We start from the raw sequence: 21,155 nt of genomic DNA, 5'->3' as shown, positions 1-21,155 counted from the left end.
GGAGGCCAAACGGAGAAGAGGGACCCCGCCCACCGCAGTGGTAAACGGGACCACCAACAGAAGCGTCACCGGCCGGCAGAGCCCGTGTCCCCTCTTTTTTGGAGGTCTGCCCCGCCGGCGAGGCGTGCTCTTCAGCTCTTGACCTTCAGCTCTTGATCTTCCCCCCGTCCCCCTCAAGCCCTCACCCCCGAACGCACCACTAGGGTGAGCCGCGTGACGCGCTACGGAGACGACCTCGCGGTGGTGACGGTCACCTACTCCCCAGGTGACACCCTCGACCGCTTCCTGGACACCCTCGCCGGGGCCACCACCCGGCCCGTCCGGGTCGTGCTCGCGGACAACGGCTCCACCGACGGCGTGCCCGAACGCGCAGCCGCCGATCGCGACGACGTCGAGTTCGTGCCCACCGGCGGCAACCTCGGCTACGGCGGCGGTGCGAACCGCGGAGTCGCCGCACTGGACGACTCGATCGGCTGGATCGTGATCGCCAACCCCGACCTGGAGTGGGGCGAGGGCAGCCTCGACCGCCTCCTCGACGCCGCGACCCGCTGGCCCAGGGGCGGCGCCTTCGGCCCCCTGGTCCGCGAACCGGACGGCGAGGTCTACCCGTCCGCGCGCCTGCTCCCCTCACTCGGCCGGGGGATCGGGCACGCGCTGTTCGCCAAGGTGTGGCCCTCGAACCCCTGGACCCGCGAGTACCGCCAGGAGCGCACCGGCATCACCGAGCGCACCGCCGGCTGGCTGTCCGGCTCCTGCCTGCTCCTGCGCCGCGAGGCCTTCGACTCCGTCGACGGCTTCGACGCCCGCTACTTCATGTACTTCGAGGACGTCGACCTCGGCGACCGCATGGCCAAGGCCGGCTGGCTGAACGTCTACGTCCCGACCGCGGAGGTCGTGCACATCGGCGGCGCGTCCACCAAGAAGGCCTCGGGCCGGATGCTCGCCGCCCACCACAGCAGCGCCTACCGCTACCTGTCCGACCGCCACCAGGGCCTGGTCTGGGCCCCGATGCTCCTGGCGGTCCGCCTGGGCCTCGGCCTGCGCCTCAAGCTCCTCACCCGCAGGGCCTGACCGCCCGCAGCCCACCGCTTACCGCCCGCAAGCAACCCACCGCCCGCAAGCAACCCACCGCCCGCAAGCAACCCACCCGGCGCGCGCACACCGACCAGCGAGGACACGCCCGGCCGCCCCAGTGACCACCGTCACGCGCGGCCGGGCGTTCGGGCGGTCAGGCGCTCGCCGAACCTCACCCCTCGCCGTTCAACCGCCCCGCCAGCCCACCCTGCTGCCCCTGCCCGCCGGACAACCGCTGCGACAGCGAGGGCCTGCTGGCCACCTGCTGCACCGTGGGCACCGGCCCCGGCGCGACCCGCTCCTCCGGCTCGGGCGGAGGCGTCTTCACCGCGGGCGGCGGAGGCGGGACGTCCTGCAGCCCGTTCGCGATCCTCGTGGTCAGGATCATCGTGGAGTCCGGGTCCGGCCCCTTCGGCTCGGCGGCCTCCACCACGCTGCGCGGGATCTGCTGGGTCGACGACGAGTCCATCGGCGAGGTCATGTTGTTCGGCGTCACGATGTGGACACCGCCGCGTGCGCGGGCACGGGCGAGCACGGCATCAGCCCTAGCACGGGGATCCATCCGGCTCACTCCTGCGGTCCGTCGGGCCGGCGGGCGCCGGCGCTGCGATCTGTGACGCTCCACCGACCCGGAACCACCGGCCCTGTCAGCGGGGCGTTTCTGCCAGAGTATTCGCAAGCACGAGCGGAAGTAAGCGGAGGAGGAAAAACGGCATGTCGGAGCTGCAAGGCGCCGAGGCGGTGGTTCTGGTCGGGGGCAAGGGGACCCGCCTGCGCCCCCTGACCCTGTCCGCCCCCAAGCCCATGCTGCCGACCGCGGGGGTGCCCTTCCTCACCCACTTGCTGTCGCGCATCCGCGAGGCGGGCATCAGGCACGTGGTGCTGGGCACGTCCTACAAGGCCGAGGTGTTCGAGGAGCACTTCGGCGACGGCGCGGACCTGGGGCTGGAGCTGGAGTACGTCGTGGAGGAGGAGCCGCTGGACACGGCGGGCGCCATCCGCAACGTCGCCCACCTGCTCCGCGAGCCCGACGTCATGATCTTCAACGGGGACATCCTCTCCGGCGTCGACCTGCGCGGGGTGCTGAACACGCACCGCACGGCCGAGGCGGACGTGACCCTGCACCTGGTCAAGGTGGACGACCCGCGCCGGTTCGGCTGCGTGCCCACCGACGAGGACGGGCGGGTCACCGCGTTCCTGGAGAAGACCGAGAACCCGCCGACGGACCAGATCAACGCGGGCTGCTACGTCTTCAAGCGCGAGGTCGTCGAGGCCATCCCGGCCGGTCGTCCCGTCTCCGTGGAGCGGGAGACGTTCCCCGGCCTGCTCGCGGGCGGCGCCCGGCTGCAGGGTCACGTGGACACCTCGTACTGGCTGGACCTGGGCACGCCCGCCGCGTTCGTGCAGGGGTCCACGGACCTCGTGCGCGGGATCGCGCCGTCGGCCGCGCTGACCGAGGGCACCGGTGAGGCGCTGATCAAGGCCGGTGCGACCGTGCACGAGGGCGCGGTGCTGCGCGGCGGCACGACGGTCGGCGCGGGCTGCACCGTCGCCGAGGGCGCGGTGCTCGACGGGGCGGTGCTCTTCGAGGGCGCGGTGATCGGCGAGGGCGCGGTCGTGGAGCGGAGCGTCGTCGGCGCGGGCGCGCTCGTGCAGGCGGGCGCGGTCGTGGCCGACGCGGTGATCGGCGACGGCGCGGTGATCGGCGCGCGGTGCGAGCTGCGCGACGGGGTCAGGGTGTGGCCGGGGGTCGTGCTGCCGGAGGCGGGGGTTCGCTTCTCCGCCGACGTGTAGCCCGGTGCTCGGAGGTGTGACGGCCGGGGCCGCGCCGGGGGAGTCCCCCCTGGCGCGGTCCTGGTCGCCGCCGTTCCCGGTCGACGTCGGCGCGGTGGTCGCGCCGGTGCGGCGGGGGCCGGGGGACCCGTCGTTCCACCGGGAGGCCGGAGGGGCGGTGTGGCTCGCGGCGGGGACTCCCCGCGGCGCGGGCACGCTCCGGCTCGCGGTCGCCGCCGGTGGGGTCGACGCGCGGGCCTGGGGGCCCGGCGCGGAGTGGCTCCTCGACGGGCTGCCCGCGCTGCTCGGCGCGGACGACGACGATTCCGGGTTCGTCGCGCACCACCCGCTGGTCGCCGAGAGCAGGCGGCGCAGGCCGGGGGTGCGGCTGTGCTCCACCCGGCGGGTGTGGGACGCGCTGCTGCCCGCGGTCCTGGAGCAGAAGGTCACCGGGACGGAGGCGCAGCGGTCGTACCGGCAGCTGTGCGTGCGATTCGGTGAGCGCGCGCCGGGACCGACGCCGGTGCCGCTGCACGTGCCGGTCGGGCCTCGGGTGGTGGCCCGGTTGGCGGACTGGGAGTGGCACGCGGCCGGGGTCGACGGGGCCCGGCGGCGCACGCTGGTCGCGGCGGCGCAGGTCGCGCACCGGTTGGAGGCCGCAGCCGGGATCAAGGGCGTGCTGGGGCGTGAGCTGCTGCGGAAGGTGCCGGGTATCGGGGTGTGGACCGCTGCTGAGGTCGCGCAGCGGGCCTGGGGGGACGCGGACGCGGTCAGCTTTGGGGATTTTCACCTGGCCAAGACCGTTGGGCACGCGTTGACCGGTGGGCCGGTGGACGACGACGGGATGGCCGGGTTGCTGGCGCCGTACGCGCCGCAGCGGCATCGGGCGGTGGTGTTCCTGCTGCTCAGCGGGGTTCGAGCGCCTCGGCGCGGGGTGCGGTTCTCGGCTCGTGATCATCGGCGGGTTTAGGGGTGTAGATCAAGGGCTTGAAGGTCAAGAGCTTGAAGATCAAGAGCTTAAAAGCACGCCTCGCCGGCGGGGCAGACCTCCAAAAAAGAGGGGGACGGGCTCTGCCGGCCGGTGACCGTTGGTCCTGTGGTCCCGTTTACCACTGCGGTGGTCCGGGTCCCTCTTCTCCGTTTGGCCTCCTTTCAGGCAAGCACAGGCGTCAAGACGCCGTTTGACACCCCGGTCTGCCGCATAGTGCGGCGGCGTCTTGACACCTGCGCTCGGGCTTCGCCAGGCCAAACGGAGAAGAGGGACGCGGGATTGGCTGGCTGCGGGCTCGCTTCGCTCGCCCCGCAGCCCGCGAGGCGGTGAAGGGCAGTGCAGCCCGCGAGGCGGTCAACCCGCGAAGCGGTCAACCCGTGAAGCAGTTCGGCTGTGGCTTGGTGCGGTTGGCTGCGGGTCGCGTCCGGTGCTTGGGTCAGGTTTTCGTGCGTGCTCGCGCCGCCGCGATCAGCGGGCGGAGGTCCTCGGTGTTTTCCGGCAGGTCGTCCACCGGCCACCACCGCAGGTCCTTCGACTCCGCGCTGATCACCGGTACCGCCCCCTCCGGGGCCCTGACCACGAAGCGCACGTCGAAGTGCCGCGTTGGCTTGCCCAGCGAGCAGGTGATCGGGTGCACGTCCAGGTGCACCGGCTCCGGGTCCAGCACCAGGCCCGGAATCCCCGACTCCTCCGTCGCCTCGCGCATCGCGGCGTCCGGCAGGGTCGCGTCGGTCTCCTCGCAGTGCCCGCCCAGTTGCAACCAGCGCCCGACCCTGGGGTGCAGGGTCAGCAGCACCCGTTCGCCGCTCGCGTCCAGCACCACGGCGGACGCGGTCAGGTGGCCCGGTTCGCAGGCGCGGGCGCACGCGTCCGGCCTGGCCAGCAGGAAGCCCAGGTAGGCCTGCCGCAACGCCTCCTGCTCCGCCGTCCCCGGCTTCCAGTCCCCGAGCACCGCCAGCGCGCTCGCGCGCAGCCCGTCCACGCTCACAGCTCCACGAACCCTTCCTCCACGAGCGGCCTGGCCTCCAGGGGCTCGACCGGGTGGCCCACCGCCACCGCGCCCAGCGGTTCCCACGACGACGGCAGGTCCAGCGCCGCGCGGACCACGTCCGGGCAGAAGATCGTGGACGACACCCAGCACGAGCCGACGCCCTCGGCGGCCAGCGCCACCAGCAGGCCCTGCACGGCGGCCCCGCCCGCGATCGTGAACATGGTGCGCTCGGCCTCGGCCCTGCGCTCGTCCGGGTAGGCGTGCGCGCCCGACCTGATCAGGAAGGGCAGCACGATCTCCGGGGCGTCGCGCAGGAAGTCCCCGCGCGCGGTGCGCCTGGCCACGGCCTCCTCGGACAGGCCGTCGGCGCGCAGGTCCTCGCGCCAGCGCTCCCGCATGGCGTCCAGCAGCGCCGTCCGGCGCTCCCGCACGTGCACGAACCGGACCGGCCGGGTGTGGTGCGGCGCCGGTGCGGTCAGGGCCGCGCCCACCGCCCTGCGCAGCAGAGCCGGGTCCACCGGCTCGTCGGTGAACGCGCGCACGGACCGGCGCACCAGCAGCGCCTCGGCGCGGCCCTTCGCGATCGCCTCCGCCGTGCCCATGCGGAACAGGTCGTCCTCGACCGGGCGGGCCAGGTCGCGGGCCGTCGAGCCGTCGTCGGTGGTCGGCAGGCCGCGCACCACGGCCACCGGGACCGCGCCCAGCTTGCCCTTGACCAGGTCGGCCGCCGCGGCGATCTCGTCGGCCACCGCCACCTCGGTCACCACCAGGGAGTTGCCCTGCCGGTCCACCGAGCCCGCGTACCGGTGCAGCACCGCCAGGCCCGCCGCGCCGATCGCCGCGTCGGTCTGCCCGACCCGCCAGGCCCGGCCCATCGTGTCGGTGACCACCACGGCCACCGCCACGCCCAGCAGCTCCGCCAGCCTCGCCCGCAGCGCGGCGGCCGACGCGTCCGGGTCCACCGGGAGCAGCGCGATCTCGTCGCCCGCCACGTTCGAGGCGTCCACGCCGGAGGCCGCCTGGATGACGCCCAGCTTGTTCTCGGTGATCAGCGTGCGGTTCTTCCGCGCGATCACCGACACCGCCTCGGCGCGCACCCAGTGCCTGCGCACCGCGTCCCGCTCCTCCGGGTCGGCGGGCACCCGCACCAGCCTGCCCTCGACCTTCGAGACGACCTTGCTGGTCACCACGACCACGTCGCCGTCGGCCAGCCACGGCGCGGCGGTCGCGAGCGCGCCCGCCAGGTCGTCGCCCGGCCGGAACTCCGGCAGGCCGGGCACCGGCAGGATCGTCACGCCCCCGGAAGCCGCGTGGTCCGCGCCGGAGGGCTCCACGACCGCCCGAGGGGCCTCGCGCTCAGTCAACGTCGGCCCCCGCCAGGTCCAGCGCGGCCCGCGCCATCTCCGCGGTCGCCTCGGGCGAGGACATCAGCAGCGGCACCGCCCGCACCGCCACGCCCGGCACGTCGCACCGGTCGCCGCTGTGCACCAGCCACGCGTCCAGCACGCCGTCCTCCGACATCCGCCGCGACCCGTACAGCCGCCCGACCGCCTCGGCCGAGGTCTCCACGCCGATCGCGGACAGGCACGCGTCCGCCATGCCGCGCAGCGGCTTGCCGCCGATGATCGGCGACAGGCCCACCACGCCCGCCGACGTCTTGCGCAGCGCGTCCCGGATGCCCGGCACCGCCAGCACCGTGCCCACGCTCACCACCGGGTTCGACGGGGCCAGCACGACCGCGTCCGCCTCGGCGATCGCGTCCAGCACGCCCGGCGCGGGCCGCGCCTTCTCCGCGCCGACCGACGCGAACGACAGCGCGGGCAGCTTCGCCCGGTGCTTGACCCACCACTCCTGGAAGTGGATGGCCCTGCGCCCGCCGTCGTCCTCGACGACCACGTGCGTCTCGACGCGGTCGTCGCTCATCGGCAGCAGGCGCACGCCCGGCTGCCAGCGGTGGCACAGCGCCTCGACCACGGCCGACAGCGGGTAGCCCGCGTTCAGCATCCGGGTGCGCACCAGGTGGGTCGCGATGTCCCGGTCACCGAGCCCGAACCACTCCGGGTCGGCCCCGTAGGCGGCCAGCTCCTCCTTGACCACCCACGACTCGCCTGCCCGGCCCCACCCGCGCTCGGCGTCGATGCCGCCACCCAGGGTGTACATGCAGGTGTCCAGGTCGGGCGTTATCCGCAGACCGTGCATCCACACGTCGTCACCGGTGTTCACCACCGCCGTGATCTCGTGCTCGGACCCCGCGAGCAGGGACTTGAGCCCCACCAGGAACCGCGCCCCGCCAACCCCGCCAACCACCACGACGACCTTCACGGGGGGCCATCCTCCCACCGGGGGTCAGCGCCAGAACAGGAAGGTGCTCTGCCCGTAGTAGGCGAGCACCGCGTCCCCGCCGACCAGCCCGAACACCCAGTAGGCGAGGTCGAAGAACGGCCGGGCGAGCGCGGGCAGGCCGATCAGGACGGCGAACAGCGCCAGCGGGGCCCACGGGCGGGCCTTCGCGCCGAACGCGCGCACGTTCGGCGGCAGCCACGGCTCGATCGCGCCCCAGCCGTCGAGGCCGGGGACGGGCAGGATGTTCAGGGTGAACGCGAGCACCTGGAGCAGCGCCAGGTAGGACAGGGCGGCGGCCAGGGCCAGGGGCGGGCTGAACAGCACCACGGACAGCGCGAGCAGCAGGCCGAGCACCAGGTTGCTCAGCGGGCCCGCCAGCGACACCCACGACTCGACCCGCCGCGACCGCAGCGCGTAGTGGTTGATCCACACCGCGCCGCCGGGCAGCGGGATGCCGCCGAACGCGAGCAGCAGCAGCGGCAGGACCAGGCTCAGCACCGGGTCGGTGTAGCGGCGGATGTCCAGCGTCAGGTAGCCCTTGTCGCGGACCTCGAAGTCACCGCCCTTGTAGGCGACCATGGCGTGGCCGAACTCGTGCAGGCACAGCGACACCGCCCAACCGCCCAGGACGAGCAGCACGGTGCCCGTGGTGATCGCGATCTCTGAATCGAGAACGGTGAGCACTGCCCCCGCCACAGTCGCGGCTAGGAGACCGAGGAACAGTGGGCTGGGTCGCACTGCGGAACTCTTCACGGGTCCAGTGTGCCGTGACCCCCGGGTAGTCCGTGGGCCATCCGCGCAGGGCTTATCGCACGGAGCAGCCCGACAATCACCGTCTGTGCTGCTAGTCAAGCCTTTTGCCGCCGATCGCGCCAATATCCCCCGTCCTGTGTACTCGGCTTGACCGGGTGTTGTGACACAGGTGTAATCACATCGGTGTCATTCGACGTTGTGGGGACGGCGAGTGGTGTCCGCCAACCGGGGAGAGCGGAAGGCGAGGAGGCGGACGGTTGCAGGAATTCGACGGGGGTCGGGTTGACGGGGTCGACGGGCAGGCGCGTGAGCTTGTGGTGATCGGCGGTTCGTTCGACCCGGCAGACGAGCAGGACTGGCAGGAGCGCGCCCTGTGCGCGCAGACCGACCCGGAGGCGTTCTTCCCCGAGAAGGGGGGATCGACCAGGGAGGCGAAGCGCATCTGCCTGGGGTGCGAGGTGCGCTCCGAGTGCTTGGAGTACGCGCTGGCTCACGACGAGCGCTTCGGCATCTGGGGCGGCCTGTCCGAGCGCGAGCGGAGGAAGCTCAAGAAGCGCGCGGTGTGAGCTCGGGTCCTGGGGGCTTCGCGACGCGAAGTTGTCCCCCGGAGGGGTGAAATCTGGGCTGGTCGTCGGCGGTGTGACGTCGGGGGTCGGTGTCGTTCGGGTGCTCGGTGTGACCGTTGGTGACGCTTCGGCGTCACTCGTTGGTGTGCCGAGGTGGGTGCGGTGCCCTAGCGTTGATCGTCCAGACCTGGTCGGGACGAACGGGGGCCTGCGCGGTGACCCACGGCACCCCTGCTCCGCGCACCGCTCCGGTGCTGGCCGTGCTGGTGTGCCACGACGGTGAGCGCTGGCTGGGGGAGGCCCTGGCCGCGCTGCGCGCCCAGCGGCCCGCGCCCAGGCACGTCCTGGCCGTGGACACCGGCTCGCGCGACGGCACGGCGGCTTTGCTGGCCGCCGCGTCAGCGGGGGTCGGGGGCGTGCCTGTTGCTGGCGCGCCCTCCGGAGTTGCGCCCGCTGCTGCTGCGGCGGTTGGGGTCGCCGGGCTGCTCAGCGGCGTGCTGACCCTGCCCAGGTCCACCGGTTTCGCGGAGGCGGTGCACGCCGCCGTGGCGCACGCCGAGGAGCGCTGGGGTGATCCGGGCGCGTGGGTGTGGGTGCTGCACGACGACAGCGCGCCCGAACCCGGCTGCCTGTCCGCGCTGCTCGCGACCGCCGAGATCGCCCCGTCCTCGGCCGTGCTGGGTCCGCTGGTGGTGGACTGGGCCGATCCGCGGGTGGTGGTCGAGGCCGGGCTGTCGACCGACGCGTCGGGCAGGCGCCAGACCGGCGTGGGCCGGGGCGAGCCGGTGGGCGCGTTCGAGCGGACCTCGGAGGCGCTGGCGGTCGGGTCGGCGGGTGCGCTGGTGCGCAGGTCGGCGTGGACCGGGCTGGGTGGCTACGACCGCGCGTTCGGCCTGGTCGGGGAGGACGTGGACCTGGGCTGGCGCGCCAACCTGGCGGGCCACTCCGTGCTGCTGGTGCCCGCGGCCCGCCTGCGCCACGCCAGAGCCCTGACCACCGGCGAGCGGCTCCTGGAACCGGACGGCCCCGGTGTCGGTGACGGGTCCGAACCGCCCGTTGGCGCTGGTGCGCGAGGTGCGGTGCCGGCAAGGCGCAGGGCGCGCTCAGCCCTGCGCGTGACCGAGCGGACGCACGGAATGCGCGTCCTCCTGATCAACTCCGGTCCCACCGCGTTCGTCCTCGGCCTCCCGCGCCTGACCGCGCTCTCGATCCTGCGCGCCGCGGGCCTGCTCCTGCTCCGCCGCCTCCCGGACGCCCGAGCCGAGCTGACCGCCCTCCACCACCTGCTCACCGGCCGCGCGTCCCTGCGCGCAGCCCGAGCCGCCCGCCCCCACCGAGCCTCCCTCCCCGGCCTCCTGACCAGCCGGACCACCCGCCTCCGCAACACCGCCCGAGCCACCGCGACCCACCTGGTCCGCCGCAGGGTCGAGGCCGACGCCGCCCTGGGCAAACTCCCCACCCCACCCACCACCGCCCCACCCCGCGCTCCGGAACCGGAACCGGAACAGCAACAGCAACCCGAGGACCTCCCCAGGCCCGTGGGCCCGGACGCACTCCCCGCAGGTGCCCTGCCCCGCCGCAGACCGGTGCGCACCACGGGTGGCCTGCGCAAACCCGCCACGGCAGTCCTCCTGCCCATCCCGAACCCCGCCACCACCCTGGGCAGCGCTCCAACCCTGAACGCCGCCTCCACCTCTGGCAGCTCTTCAGCCCTGAACGCCGCCTCTGCCCCTGACAGCGCTCCAGCCCTGAACGCCGCCTCCGCCCCCGGCGGCGCTCCAGCCCCGAACCCCGCGTCCATCCCCGGCCCCGATCCCGCCCTGACGGCCACCTCCACCCCGACCCCGATCCCGCCCCTGGGCACGACCCCCGCCCCGCCCACCACCTCCACCCCGCTCCCAGCCTCGGCCCCGACCCCGGCTCCAGGCGCAGCCCGCCCCTCGGACACGGCCCCAGACGCGGCCTCCGCCGTTAGCGCGGCCCCGCCCCCAGACGCGGCCTCCGCCCTCGTCCCCCTTTTTGTCCCCGCCCTGTCCTCCGCCTCCGTCCCGCCTTCCACCTCCGTCCCGCCTTCCGCCTCCACTCCGCGCCCGGCCCCGGAGGCGATCACCCCCACCCCGCTCCGCCCGTCCCCGGTGCCGAGGGGCACCCCTCTCCCACCCCCGCTGCCCCGCGCGGTGTTCGTCGAGGTCGACCGGGCGGCCGTGCTGCGCTCGGTCCTGCTCGGCCCGCCGCTCCTCCTGGCGCTGGGCCTGGTCCTGTTCGCGCTGGTCGCCAACTCCGGCCGCCTCGGGCTGGACCTCGCGGGCGGTCGCCTCCTGCCCGTCCCCGCGCTGGCCGACCTGTGGTCCGCTTACCTGTCGCCGTGGCACCCGGTGTCCGGCGGCACCACCGCGCCCGCCCCCGCCGCGCTGGCCGTCCTGGGCACGGCCGGAGCCCTCCTGGGCGGTCCGGCGGCGGCGACCGCGCTGCTCCTCCTCGGCGACGCCCCGCTCGCCGGCCTGGCCGCCTACGCCGCGACCAGGCGCGCCCCCGTCCCCCGACCGGTCAGAGCCTTCCTGGCCGCCTGCTACGCCCTGCTACCGGCCTCCACCGCAGCAGTGGCCCAAGGTCGCCTGGACGTGGTGGTCGTGCACGTCCTGCTACCACCCGTGCTGGCCGGTGTGGCGGCCGTCCTGCGCGGCGGCACCGGCCCGGCCTGGCTGCCGGTCGCGTCCGGGACGGCGCTGGGCCTCGCCGCGCTGGGCGCGTTCTCGCCGCTGGTCCACGCGCTGGTGGCACTGGCCGCGCTGATCGGCTTCGTGGCCGTGCCCGCCCTGGTCGGCGACGGCAGGCGGCGGATGGCGGGCTTGTTCGCCATCGTCCTGCTCCCCATGGCGCTGCTGCTCCCGTGGCCCGCCGTGGTCGTGGAGCACCCGGTGGTGCTGCTGCACGGCGTAGGCGCTCACCAACCCACCCCGCCCGTCTCGGTGACAGAGCTGCTCGCGCTGACCCCTGGCGGTGACGGCGCGCTCCCGTGGGCGGGCGCACTGCTGCTGCCCGCCGCCCTGGTCGCCGCGCGGCTGCGCCCGACGCGCGCGATGCTGCCGGGCGCGGCGGCGGTTGTGCTGGCCGGGTTCGCCGCGGTGGCCCTGATCGCGTTCCCGGTCACCCCGATGGGTGGCGGCGACGCCCACACGGGCTGGACCGGCGCACCCCTGGTCCTGGCGGGCTGGGGCCTGGTGCACGTGCTGCTGGCCGCCTGCCACCGCCCCACCACCGCGCAACCGGGCCTGGTCGCGCCACCTGCGACCCGAACCGGGTCGCCGCACGCTCCCCGCGCCGGCACGCCACCGGTTCCCCACGCCGAACCGCCGCGCGCTCCCCGCGCCAGGCTGCCGAAGCTGCTCCCCGCCACCGCGCTCGTGATCCTGCTCCTGGTGCTGGTCCCGGCCGGAGTCCTCGGCCTGCGCGACGGCCCGCTCCGCGCCGACCCCGTCCGCCTGCCGTCCACCCTGGCCGCCGAACTGCCCGCCACGAACCGCTCGGTGCTGGTCCTGGGCGAACCGACCAGGCAGGTCGCGGGCAGGCTCCCGGCGTTCGGCGACGACGACACCCCGCCGACCCCGTCCAGCCCGGTCCGCCTGGCGCGCTGGACCCGCGACCTGACCGGCGGCGACCAGCGCCGCACCCGGACCGCGCTCGCGCAGGCGGCGGCGTCCGGCGTGTCGTTCGTGGTGCCGCGCGACCGCGCCGAGGCCGACCGGATGCGCGCGGCGGCGGGCGACCTGCTCACCACCACCCCGCCGCTCTCGGACGGTCGACCTGTGCTGCGGGTGCTGCTCACCGGCGGCACCGCCCTCCTGCTGTCCCCGGAACTGGCCCGAACCGCCCGAACCGGCGGCGACCCACCCGCCGACCAGGGCACACCCGGCGTCGTGCCGGTGGCGGCCGACCTGCCCGACGCGGGCGCGCGGGTCTCGGACGGCCCGGCGGGACGCGTGCTCGTCCTGGCCGCCGAGGAGGAACCGGGCTGGCGCGCGACCGCGGACGGCAGACCGGTCCCGGTGCTGCGCGCGTGGGGCCACCTGGTGGCCGTGCCGGTGCCCGCGCAGGCGGCGGACGTGCGCGTGGAGGCGCCGACCCTGCTCCGCGAACTGCTCCTGCTGACCCAGGCCGCCGCCGTCCTGGTCACGCTGCTCACCGCGCTCCCCACCCGCCGCCGCTGACGGACAACCGCTGGCCACCCCAACGGGGCGATCGCTGGCCACCCCAACGGGGCGATCGCTGGCCACCCCAACGGGGCGACCACTGGCCACCCCAACGGGGCGACCACTGGCCGCCACAACCGGGCAAGCGCTTGCCGCCCAGGCCACAGCCCTAGCCCTGCCTGTGGCCACCGGAACCCGCCCGCAGCCGCAGTGCCAGCCTCGCGGCCCAGAACCTGTCCGCAGTGGAGGAGCCCGCCTCGCGGCTCGGAACCCACCCGCAGTCGCGGATCTCACCTCGTGGCCGGAACCCGACCGCAGTGGAAAAGCCCGTCTCGTGGCTTGGAACCCACCCGCAGCTGCGGAGCCCGCCTCGCGGCCCGGAGTTCCCCACAACCGTGGAAAGCGCTTGTCCACCGCCGAACTCACCCGGCGAGGCCCAGATTGCGCGCGCGAGTTCCACCGGTCAGTCGTGAGTGTTTTTCGCGTCCACCCCGAAAGCCGCCGAACGGCCGTACCGGTGATCAACTTCAGAAGCAGCCCCCGAAATCAATCCAACCGGCTTGGACTGACAACTCGGGGCGGTGCAAGCGTTTGCTCGCGGGTTTTCCACAACTGGAACTTCTCGGTCGGGTGAAGCATTCGGGTGAAAACGGTGAGCGGTTTCCCCGTGAGCACTTCGGGAATCGGGTTCGGGTTCCCGTCGTGGGAGCGGGAACCCGAAGTGGTTCAAGCAGCGAGAGCAGCCCGCCGCCCCGCCACCACCGCCGACTACTCCCCGTCGATGACGTCCGGGTCCAGCCCCAGGTAGTTCGCCACCTGCTCCACCAGCACGTCGTGCACCAGGTCCGCCAGATCGGCCCCGTCCTTCGCCCGCGCCTCCAACGGCCGCCGGTACAGCACGATCCGGGCCCTCCGGTCCTGCCCCGGCTGCATCAGCCGCGCCAGCGGGACGTTCCCGTCCTCCACCACGTCGTCGTCCTCGCCGGACGTCGACGGCGCCACGTCGGGCACGTCGTCCACCGCGACGTCCAGCTGCGTCAGCTCCGTGCGCCAGCGGGCCTCGATCGGCTCCAGCGCCTCCAGCACCACCGCGTCGAACCGCTCCGCCCTGCTGCGGGCCGCGGGCATCGTGGCCGGGTACAGCGGACCGCGCAGCCCTCGCCCGTGGCGGTCGCGCCTGCGCCGCCGAGGAGGACCCTGCCGCCGTGAACCCCGAGCCATCACCACGCCCCAAGACTAGTCAGCCCGTTCACCCCTTCGGCGGCCAGTGCCCCGACCTGCGAAGTTGGCTCCGCCAACGCACCCGCCGGTGAAACACCGAGGGCAATCCAACACAGCCGCCCCGCGACGCGATATCGTGCCCGCCGTGCGGAGCGTGAGACGGTGCTCTCGAACCGGGTGCGCGAACCCGGCAGTCGCCACGCTCACGTACGCCTACGCGGACTCGACGGCGGTCGTGGGCCCGCTGGCGACCTCGTCGGAGCCGCACAGCTACGACCTGTGCGAGGAGCACGCCCTGCGCCTCACCGCGCCGCGCGGCTGGGAGGTCGTGCGCTACCAGGGCGAGTTCGCGCCCCCCGAACCCACCGTCGACGACCTCACCGCGCTCGCCGAGGCCGTCCGGGAGGCGGGCCGGGTCGACCGTTCGCCGCAACCCCCCGAGGTGCCGCTCGGCACTATCAGGCGCGGCCACCTGCGCGTTCTGCCCGATCCGCGCGAAGACTGAGGCGACCCGGCGCGACGACGCCCCGCGCGCCGGTAGGCTGCTGACCGCAGTGTCAAGAGCTGATCTGGGAGTGTGGGCGTGCGCGATCTGTCCGGCATCGTCAAGGCCTACGACATCCGTGGTGTCGTGGGCGAGCAGCTCGACGTCGACGTGGTTCGCGACTTCGGCGCGGCCTTCGCGCGCCTGGTCGGCGGCCCGGCCATCGTGATCGGCCACGACATGCGCGACTCGTCCCCCGGCCTCGCCGCCGCCTTCGCCGAGGGCGTCACGAAGCAGGGCGTCGACGTGATCAGCATCGGCCTGGCCAGCACCGACATGCTGTACTTCGCCTCCGGCAAGCTCGACCTGCCCGGCGCGATGTTCACCGCCAGCCACAACCCGGCCAAGTACAACGGCATCAAGCTCTGCCGCGCGGGCGCCGCCCCGGTCGGCCAGGACACCGGCCTGACGCAGATCCGCGAGGACGCCGAGCAGGGCGTGGCCGACGCCGACGGCGTCGCCCCCGGCACGCTGTCCGAGCGCGACATGCTCACCGAGTACGCCGCCTACCTGCGCGAGCTGGTCGACCTGCGGGCCATCCGCCCGCTGAAGGTCGTCGTGGACGCGGGCAACGGCATGGGCGGCCACACCGTCCCGGTCGTGTTCGACGGCCTGCCGATCGACGTCGTCCCGATGTACTTCGAGCTGGACGGCAACTTCCCGAACCACGAGGCCAACCCGCTCGACCCGAAGAACATCGTCGACCTGCAGGCGAAGGTCCGCGAGGTCGGCGCCGACGCGGGCCTGGCCTTCGACGGCGACGCCGACCGCTGCTTCGTCGTGGACGAGCGCGGCGAGCCCGTCTCGCCCAGCGCGATCACCGCCCTGGTCGCCTCGCGCGAGCTGGCCAAGGACCCCGGCGGCACGATCATCCACAACCTGATCACCTCGCGCGCCGTGCCCGAGATCGTCCGCGAGAACGGCGGCACGCCCGTGCGCACCCGCGTGGGCCACTCGTTCATCAAGCAGGAGATGGCCACCACCGGCGCCATCTTCGGCGGCGAGCACTCGGCCCACTACTACTTCCGCGACTTCTGGCGCGCCGACACCGGGATGCTCGCCGCGATGCACGTGCTGGCCGCGCTCGGCGAGCAGGACGGCGCCCTGTCCGCCCTCACCGCGGACTACGAGCGGTACGCCGCCTCGGGTGAGATCAACTCGACGGTCGCCGACCAGGCGGGCAGGCTTGCCGCGATCAAGGCCGAGTTCGGCGCCCGCGAGGGCGTGGAGCTGGACGAGCTGGACGGTCTCACCGTCTCGCTGCCCGACGGCTCCTGGTTCAACCTGAGGGCGTCGAACACCGAGCCGCTGCTGCGCCTGAACGTCGAGGCGGCCGACGCCGCCTCGGTCGCCGCGCTGAGCGACGAGGTGCTGGCCATCGTCCGCGCCTGAGGCGCCGGACAGCACGAGGAGGAACTGGTGCAACTCGACCCGCGGCTGCTCGAAGTACTCGCTTGCCCGTGCCCCGAGCACGCTCCGCTGCGGCAGGGGACCGGCCCCGACCCGGCTCTGGAGTACCTGACCTGCACGGCGTGCGGCAGGACCTACCGGGTGGAGGACGGCATCCCGGTGCTGCTGCTCGGCGAAGCCGTCGAGCCGGCAGCGGGGTGAGCACCCGTGCTCGACGACACACTGCTGGACGACCAGCGCAGGCTCGCCGACGCCGACACCGATGACCTGCTCCGCGCCGCGGCGCGGGCGGGCGCCCAGGTCAGGGCCACCGCCGAGGCGGCGGCCGAGCTGGGCGTCGACCGGGTGATGCGGGAGCGCCCCAGGGCGCTCGTCCTCATCACCCGGCCGGGTGTCGGCCCGGCGGTCGCCAACCTGGTGACCGCCCTGCTGGGCCCGCGCTGCCCCGTGCCGGTCGTGGTCTCCGACGAGGCCCCCGGCTGGGTCGGGGCGCTCGACGTGGTCCTCGCGCACACCGAGGACCCCGGCGACCACGTGCTCGCCGAGTCGGTCGACCTGGCGGGCAGGCGCGGCGCCCGCGTGCTGCTGACCGCCGAGCCCGACGGACCCGTCGCGGCCTCGGCGGCCAGGCACGCGCTGCTCGTCCCGCCCAGGGTGCCGGTGCCGCAGGGCTTCGGGTTCGTCCGGGCGTTCGCGGCCTGGGCGTCCGCGCTGAGCGCGCTCGGGCTGCTGGAGGTCGACCTCACCCAGGTCGCCGACGAGCTCGACCGCGAGGCCGAGCGCGACCACCCCGTGCACGAGTCGTTCGTCAACCCGGCCAAGTCGCTCGCGCTGCGCGTCGCCGAGCGCACCCCGCTGCTGTGGGGGCTGGACGACATGGCCACGGCGGTGGCGGGCCACGGCGCGGGCGTCCTCGCGCGCCACGCCGGGCTCGTCTGCGACGTGGCGCCGCACCGGCAGGCGATCACCCGGACCGCCCTGCACCGCAGAGCCGTGCAGGGCACCTCGGGCGCCGACATCTTCGCCGACCCGGACGACGAGCCGGGCGGTCAGGTCAGGGTGCTGCTGCTCGCGGTCCGCCGGGGCCAGCAGGCCGAGCAGGCCAAGCTCGCGGCCGTCCGGTCGCTCGTCGGGGCCGACGTGCTGGAACCGGCGGAGGAGGTGTCCGGCGGGGACGCGGTGTGCTCGGCGCTGCTCGCGCTGAGGTTCGAGCTCGCCTCGCTCTACCTGGGGCTCGCGGCGGGCACCCTCGGGGGGCCGGGCCGCTACGCGTCCGCCGTCTGAGCCCCCGCCGAGCACCGAACCAGCCCGAGCACCGACCAGCCGGACGCCGGCGCCAGACCGGCCCCGGTACGAGTAGCCCCTGCCCGAGGGAAGTGGACGTCAAGTGGAACTGCTGCACAACGCGGTGCGCGCGTACGCGTGGGGATCGCGTACCGCCATCGCCGAGATGCTCGGGCGGGAGGTGCCCGCCCCGCACCCCGAGGCGGAGCTGTGGATGGGCGCCCACCCCGGCGACCCGTCCCGCGTGATCGGACCCGACGGGACCCGCCGCAGCCTGCTCGACCTGCTCGCCGAGGACCCGCGCGGCCAGCTCGGCGACGGCTGCGCCGAGCGCTTCGGCGGCAGGCTGCCGTTCCTGCTGAAGGTCCTCGCCGCCGAGGAGCCGCTGAGCCTGCAGGCCCACCCGTCCGCCGAGCAGGCCGCCTTCGGGTTCGCCGCCGAGGACGCCGCGGGCCTCGCCGTGGACTCGCCGATAAGGAACTACAAGGACCCCTCGGCCAAGCCGGAGCTGATCTGCGCGCTCACCGAGTTCCACGCGCTCGCGGGCTTCCGCGCCCCGGACCGCACGGTCGCGCTGCTCCGCTCGCTCGACGCGCCCGACCTCGCGCCCTACACCGAGCTGCTCGCCGCCCAGCCGGACGGCAGCGGCCTGCGCGCCCTGTTCACCACCCTGATCACCCTGCCGCAGAACTCGCTCGACGGGCTCCTGCCGCAGGTGCTCGACGCGTGCGTGGCCCACGTGAAGGACCGCGGCGAGTTCGACGCCGAGTGCCGCACCGCGCTGGAGCTGGGCGAGGCGTACCCCGGCGACGCGGGCGTGCTGGCCGCGCTGCTGCTCAACCGGATCGTCCTGAGCCCCGGCGAGGCCATCTACCTGCCCGCGGGCAACCTGCACGCCTACCTGCACGGCACCGGCGTGGAGATCCTCGCCAACTCGGACAACGTGCTGCGCTGCGGCCTCACGCCCAAGCACGTCGACGTGCCCGAGCTGATGCGCGTGCTCGACTTCAGCAGCGGCGACATGCCCGTGCAGCGCGGCGAGCCCACCCGGCCCGGCCTGTGGGTGTACCGCACCCCGTGCCCCGAGTTCGAGCTGTCCCGCATCGAGCTGGCGGCGGGCGAGAGCGTGGAGGTCGACCACGGCGGGCCGCAGATCCTGCTGTGCGCCCGGGGCTCGGCGACGCTGTCCGTGCACCGGGGCGGCCACGCCGACGTGCTGGAACTGCGCCGGGGCCAGTCCGTGTGGCTGCCCGCCGCCGACCCGGCGCTGCGCGTCGAGGCGACCGAGGACGCCCAGCTGTTCCGCGCTACCCCCGGTGTTCCGTAGAGCTCTCCACTAAGGTCTCACCGTCACTTCACACGACGCGTGGACCACAGGGAGCACAGGGTGTCAGCAGGAGGCGGTACCAAGGCCATCATCGCCGCGTTGTTGGCGAACGCGGGGATCGCGGTGGCCAAGTTCGTCGGCTTCCTCATCACGGGGTCGTCGTCGATGCTCGCCGAGTCGGTGCACTCGGTGGCCGACACCTCGAACCAGGGGCTGCTGCTGCTGGGGCAGAAGACCTCGCAGCGCAAGGCCACCCAGAACCACCCGTTCGGGTTCGGGCGGGACCGCTACTTCTACTCGTTCGTGGTGGCGCTGCTGCTGTTCACGCTCGGCTCGGTGTTCGCCCTCTACGAGGGCATCCACAAGCTGGAGGCCCACGAGGAGCTGTCCTCGCCGATCGTGGCCGTGGTCATCCTGGTGGTCGCCATCGGCCTGGAGGGCTTCAGCTTCGCGACCGCGATCAAGGAGTCCAAGGCCCTCAAGGGCGACGCCACCTGGTGGGAGTTCATCCGCAAGTCCAAGGTGCCCGAGCTGCCCGTGGTGCTCCTGGAGGACGCGGGCGCGCTGATCGGCCTCGTCCTGGCGCTCGCCGGGGTCGGCATGAGCACCCTGACCGGCGACCCGGTGTGGGACGCCATCGGCACCATCTGCATCGGCGCGCTGCTCGGCGTGATCGCCGTGATCCTCATCATCGAGATGAAGTCGCTGCTGATCGGCGAGGGCTCCTCCCCGGCCGAGCTCGACCTGATCGTCGACGAGCTGGCGGCGGGCAAGGTGCAGCGGGTCATCCACATCCGCACCCAGTACATCGGCCCCGACGAGCTGCTGGTCGCGGCCAAGATCGCACTGGAACCGGGCCTGGAGACCGCCGACGTCGCGCAGGCCATCAACGACGCCGAGCACCGCGTCCGCAACAAGGTCCCGGCCGCCCGGCTCATCTACCTGGAGCCCGATCTGGACCGCTCCCTGAACGCCTGACCCGAAAGCATTACCCCATTAGGGTGAGTTGCTTGTTTGTCAGCGGGAGAGCAGGGGAAGGGAACGGCCGTGCCGGGCAACGGGTTGTGGCGAACGAAGTCGATCGAGCAGTCGATCGCTGATACGGACGAACCAGACACCAAGCTGCGCAAGGACCTCACCGCCTGGGATCTGACGATCTTCGGCGTGGCCGTGGTGATCGGCGCGGGCATCTTCACCCTCGCCGCCAGCACGGCGGGCAACCTCGCGGGCCCCTCGGTGTCGCTGGCCTTCGTGCTCGCGGCCGTGGCCTGCGCGCTCGCCGCGCTGTGCTACGCCGAGTTCGCCTCCACCGTGCCGGTGGCGGGCAGCGCCTACACGTTCTCGTACGCGACGTTCGGCGAGTTCGCGGCGTGGATCATCGGCTGGGACCTGGTGCTGGAGTTCGCGGTCGGCGCGGCGGCGGTCAGCAAGGGCTGGTCGCAGTACCTCCAGACGGTGCTGGGGCAGCTCGGGCTGGAGCTGAGGACCACGGTGGACGCCGGGTCGGTCGAGGTCGACTGGGGCGCGCTGCTGCTCGTCGCGGTCCTGACCGCGCTGCTGGTCCTCGGCACCAAGATGTCCTCGCGGGTCAGCGCCGTCATCACCGCGATCAAGATCGCGGTGGTGCTGCTGGTCATCGCGCTCGGCGTCACCTACATCAACACCGACAACTACAGCCCGTACATCCCGCCCGCCGAGACGGGCCCCGAGGTGGCGAGCGGGCTGGACCAGTCGCTGTTCTCCCTGCTCACCGGCTTCGGCGGCAGCACCTACGGCATCATGGGCCTGCTGGCCGCCGCGTCGCTGCTGTTCTTCGCGTTCATCGGCTTCGACGTGGTCGCCACGACCGCGGAGGAGACCAGGAACCCGCAGCGCGCCGTGCCGCGCGGCATCCTCGGCTCGCTCGCGATCGTGACCGTGCTGTACATCGCGGTCACGCTCGTGATCACCGGCATGGTGCCGTACGACAAGCTCAAGACCCAGCCGGACGGCAGCCGCGCCACCCTGGCGACCGCGTTCGCCGACAACGGCGTGGACTGGGCCGCCACCGTCATCTCCGTCGGCGCGCTGGCCGGCCTCACCACCGTGGTCATGGTGCTGATGCTCGGCCAGACGCGGGTGATCTTCGCGATGTCCCGCGACGGCCTGCTCCCCAGGGGCCTGGCCAGGACCGGGACGCGCGGCACCCCCGTGAAGATCACCATCGGCATCGGCCTGCTCGTCGCCGTCGCCGCGGGCTTCTTCCCGGCGGGCAAGCTGGAGGAGATGGTCAACGTCGGCACGCTCTTCGCGTTCGTGCTGGTGTCGGCGGGCGTGCTGGTGCTGCGCAAGACGCGGCCCGACCTCGAGCGCGGCTTCCGGGTGCCGTGGGTGCCGTTCATCCCGGTCCTGGCGATCCTCGCCTGCCTGTGGCTGATGCTGAACCTGACCGCGCTCACCTGGGTCCGGTTCCTGGTGTGGATGGCGCTCGGCGTCGTCGTGTACTTCGCCTACGGGCGCAAGCACTCCCTGCTCGGCAAGCAGGGGGCGGACGCGCCGGTCGCGAAGCGGGACGAGTAGTCCCCGAGCGCTCGGCGGAAGGGCGGTCCCCGGCGGGGGCCGCCCTTCCGCCGTTCCGGGGCCGATCCGCCGTGGTCAAGCCCCCGTCGCCCATCCGGGGACTCTTCCCGGTGACGGGGAAGACCCGGC

At 73.7% G+C, this 21,155-nt stretch carries 18 protein-coding genes; 12 read left to right on the top strand and 6 right to left on the bottom strand.

The window, feature by feature from the left end:
* Window positions 1-213: 213 nt before the first annotated feature.
* Window positions 214-1,071: a glycosyltransferase family 2 protein gene (locus tag CNX65_RS31190; protein ID WP_096496929.1), complete on the top strand. Its 858-nt coding sequence runs from the start codon at window positions 214-216 to the stop codon at window positions 1,069-1,071.
* A gap of 175 nt (window positions 1,072-1,246) precedes the next feature.
* On the opposite strand, the gene CNX65_RS31185 is transcribed toward CNX65_RS31190, so the two are convergent.
* On the bottom strand, window positions 1,247-1,570 hold the full coding sequence (locus tag CNX65_RS31185; RefSeq protein ID WP_232520083.1) for a hypothetical protein: 324 nt from the start codon (window positions 1,568-1,570) through the stop codon (window positions 1,247-1,249).
* Window positions 1,571-1,788: 218 nt separating this feature from the next.
* On the opposite strand from CNX65_RS31185, the gene manB reads away from it, so the two are divergent.
* Window positions 1,789-2,868 carry a mannose-1-phosphate guanylyltransferase gene (manB, locus tag CNX65_RS31180; RefSeq protein ID WP_096496927.1) on the top strand — a complete coding sequence of 360 codons (1,080 nt, stop codon included), beginning with the start codon at window positions 1,789-1,791 and terminating at the stop codon, window positions 2,866-2,868.
* Window positions 2,869-2,872: 4 nt separating this feature from the next.
* The gene (locus CNX65_RS31175) at window positions 2,873-3,817 is read left to right on the top strand and encodes a DNA-3-methyladenine glycosylase family protein (protein ID WP_096496926.1); all 945 of its coding nucleotides are present in this window, start codon (window positions 2,873-2,875) and stop codon (window positions 3,815-3,817) included.
* Window positions 3,818-4,274: 457 nt separating this feature from the next.
* Here the strand turns inward: CNX65_RS31175 and CNX65_RS31170 are convergent, their stop codons facing one another.
* The 4 genes from CNX65_RS31170 to CNX65_RS31155 are packed head-to-tail and all read right to left on the bottom strand — an operon-like array spanning window position 4,275 to window position 7,925.
* Window positions 4,275-4,820, bottom strand: coding sequence for an NUDIX hydrolase (locus CNX65_RS31170; protein ID WP_096496925.1), 546 nt, complete (start codon window positions 4,818-4,820; stop codon window positions 4,275-4,277).
* A gap of 2 nt (window positions 4,821-4,822) precedes the next feature.
* Window positions 4,823-6,193 (bottom strand): coenzyme F420-0:L-glutamate ligase, encoded by a 1,371-nt coding sequence (locus tag CNX65_RS31165; RefSeq protein ID WP_177154673.1) that lies wholly within the window; start codon window positions 6,191-6,193, stop codon window positions 4,823-4,825.
* On the bottom strand, window positions 6,186-7,151 hold the full coding sequence (gene cofD, locus CNX65_RS31160; RefSeq protein ID WP_096496923.1) for a 2-phospho-L-lactate transferase: 966 nt from the start codon (window positions 7,149-7,151) through the stop codon (window positions 6,186-6,188). Before cofD ends, CNX65_RS31165 begins: the two co-directional genes overlap by 8 nt.
* Window positions 7,152-7,175: 24 nt before the next feature.
* Window positions 7,176-7,925: a site-2 protease family protein gene (locus CNX65_RS31155; protein ID WP_157767917.1), complete on the bottom strand. Its 750-nt coding sequence runs from the start codon at window positions 7,923-7,925 to the stop codon at window positions 7,176-7,178.
* A gap of 314 nt (window positions 7,926-8,239) precedes the next feature.
* On the opposite strand from CNX65_RS31155, the gene CNX65_RS31150 reads away from it, so the two are divergent.
* Window positions 8,240-8,491, top strand: coding sequence for a WhiB family transcriptional regulator (locus CNX65_RS31150; protein WP_177154679.1), 252 nt, complete (start codon window positions 8,240-8,242; stop codon window positions 8,489-8,491).
* A 215-nt stretch (window positions 8,492-8,706) separates the two neighbouring features.
* The gene (locus tag CNX65_RS38080; protein WP_096496921.1) at window positions 8,707-12,699 is read left to right on the top strand and encodes a glycosyltransferase; all 3,993 of its coding nucleotides are present in this window, start codon (window positions 8,707-8,709) and stop codon (window positions 12,697-12,699) included.
* A 750-nt stretch (window positions 12,700-13,449) separates the two neighbouring features.
* Here the strand turns inward: CNX65_RS38080 and CNX65_RS31140 are convergent.
* A complete protein-coding gene (locus tag CNX65_RS31140; RefSeq protein ID WP_015805014.1) occupies window positions 13,450-13,902 on the bottom strand; it encodes a metallopeptidase family protein in 453 nt (150 codons plus the stop codon).
* A 145-nt stretch (window positions 13,903-14,047) separates the two neighbouring features.
* On the opposite strand from CNX65_RS31140, the gene CNX65_RS31135 reads away from it, so the two are divergent.
* The 7 genes from CNX65_RS31135 (at window position 14,048) to CNX65_RS31105 (ending at window position 21,026) form a co-directional block, all read left to right on the top strand.
* Window positions 14,048-14,407 (top strand): DUF3499 domain-containing protein, encoded by a 360-nt coding sequence (locus tag CNX65_RS31135; RefSeq protein ID WP_084799289.1) that lies wholly within the window; start codon window positions 14,048-14,050, stop codon window positions 14,405-14,407.
* 78 nt (window positions 14,408-14,485) lie between these two features.
* On the top strand, window positions 14,486-15,838 hold the full coding sequence (locus CNX65_RS31130; RefSeq protein ID WP_096498097.1) for a phosphomannomutase/phosphoglucomutase: 1,353 nt from the start codon (window positions 14,486-14,488) through the stop codon (window positions 15,836-15,838).
* A 27-nt stretch (window positions 15,839-15,865) separates the two neighbouring features.
* Entirely contained in the window at window positions 15,866-16,057 is a 192-nt protein-coding gene (locus CNX65_RS31125; RefSeq protein ID WP_015805011.1) for a Trm112 family protein, read from the top strand.
* Between the two features lie 6 nt (window positions 16,058-16,063).
* Window positions 16,064-17,140: an SIS domain-containing protein gene (locus CNX65_RS31120; RefSeq protein WP_096496920.1), complete on the top strand. Its 1,077-nt coding sequence runs from the start codon at window positions 16,064-16,066 to the stop codon at window positions 17,138-17,140.
* Window positions 17,141-17,243: 103 nt separating this feature from the next.
* Window positions 17,244-18,467 carry a mannose-6-phosphate isomerase, class I gene (gene manA, locus CNX65_RS31115; RefSeq protein WP_096496919.1) on the top strand — a complete coding sequence of 408 codons (1,224 nt, stop codon included), beginning with the start codon at window positions 17,244-17,246 and terminating at the stop codon, window positions 18,465-18,467.
* A 60-nt stretch (window positions 18,468-18,527) separates the two neighbouring features.
* Window positions 18,528-19,445, top strand: a complete 918-nt coding sequence (locus tag CNX65_RS31110; RefSeq protein ID WP_096498096.1) for a cation diffusion facilitator family transporter — start codon at window positions 18,528-18,530, stop codon at window positions 19,443-19,445.
* Between the two features lie 69 nt (window positions 19,446-19,514).
* Entirely contained in the window at window positions 19,515-21,026 is a 1,512-nt protein-coding gene (locus CNX65_RS31105; RefSeq protein WP_096496918.1) for an amino acid permease, read from the top strand.
* Window positions 21,027-21,155 lie beyond the last annotated feature (129 nt).

The organism is Actinosynnema pretiosum (assembly GCF_002354875.1).
In the GTDB taxonomy this organism is placed as follows: domain Bacteria; phylum Actinomycetota; class Actinomycetes; order Mycobacteriales; family Pseudonocardiaceae; genus Actinosynnema; species Actinosynnema auranticum.
This window is presented reverse-complemented; position numbering and strand designations above follow the sequence as displayed.

Bases quoted from the DNA above. Each gene is read 5' to 3' on its own strand.
- CNX65_RS31140 (WP_015805014.1), bottom strand. From the start codon at position 13,902: ATGGCTCGGGGTTCACGGCGGCAGGGTCCTCCTCGGCGGCGCAGGCGC.
- manB (WP_096496927.1), top strand. From the start codon at position 1,789: ATGTCGGAGCTGCAAGGCGCCGAGGCGGTGGTTCTGGTCGGGGGCAAG.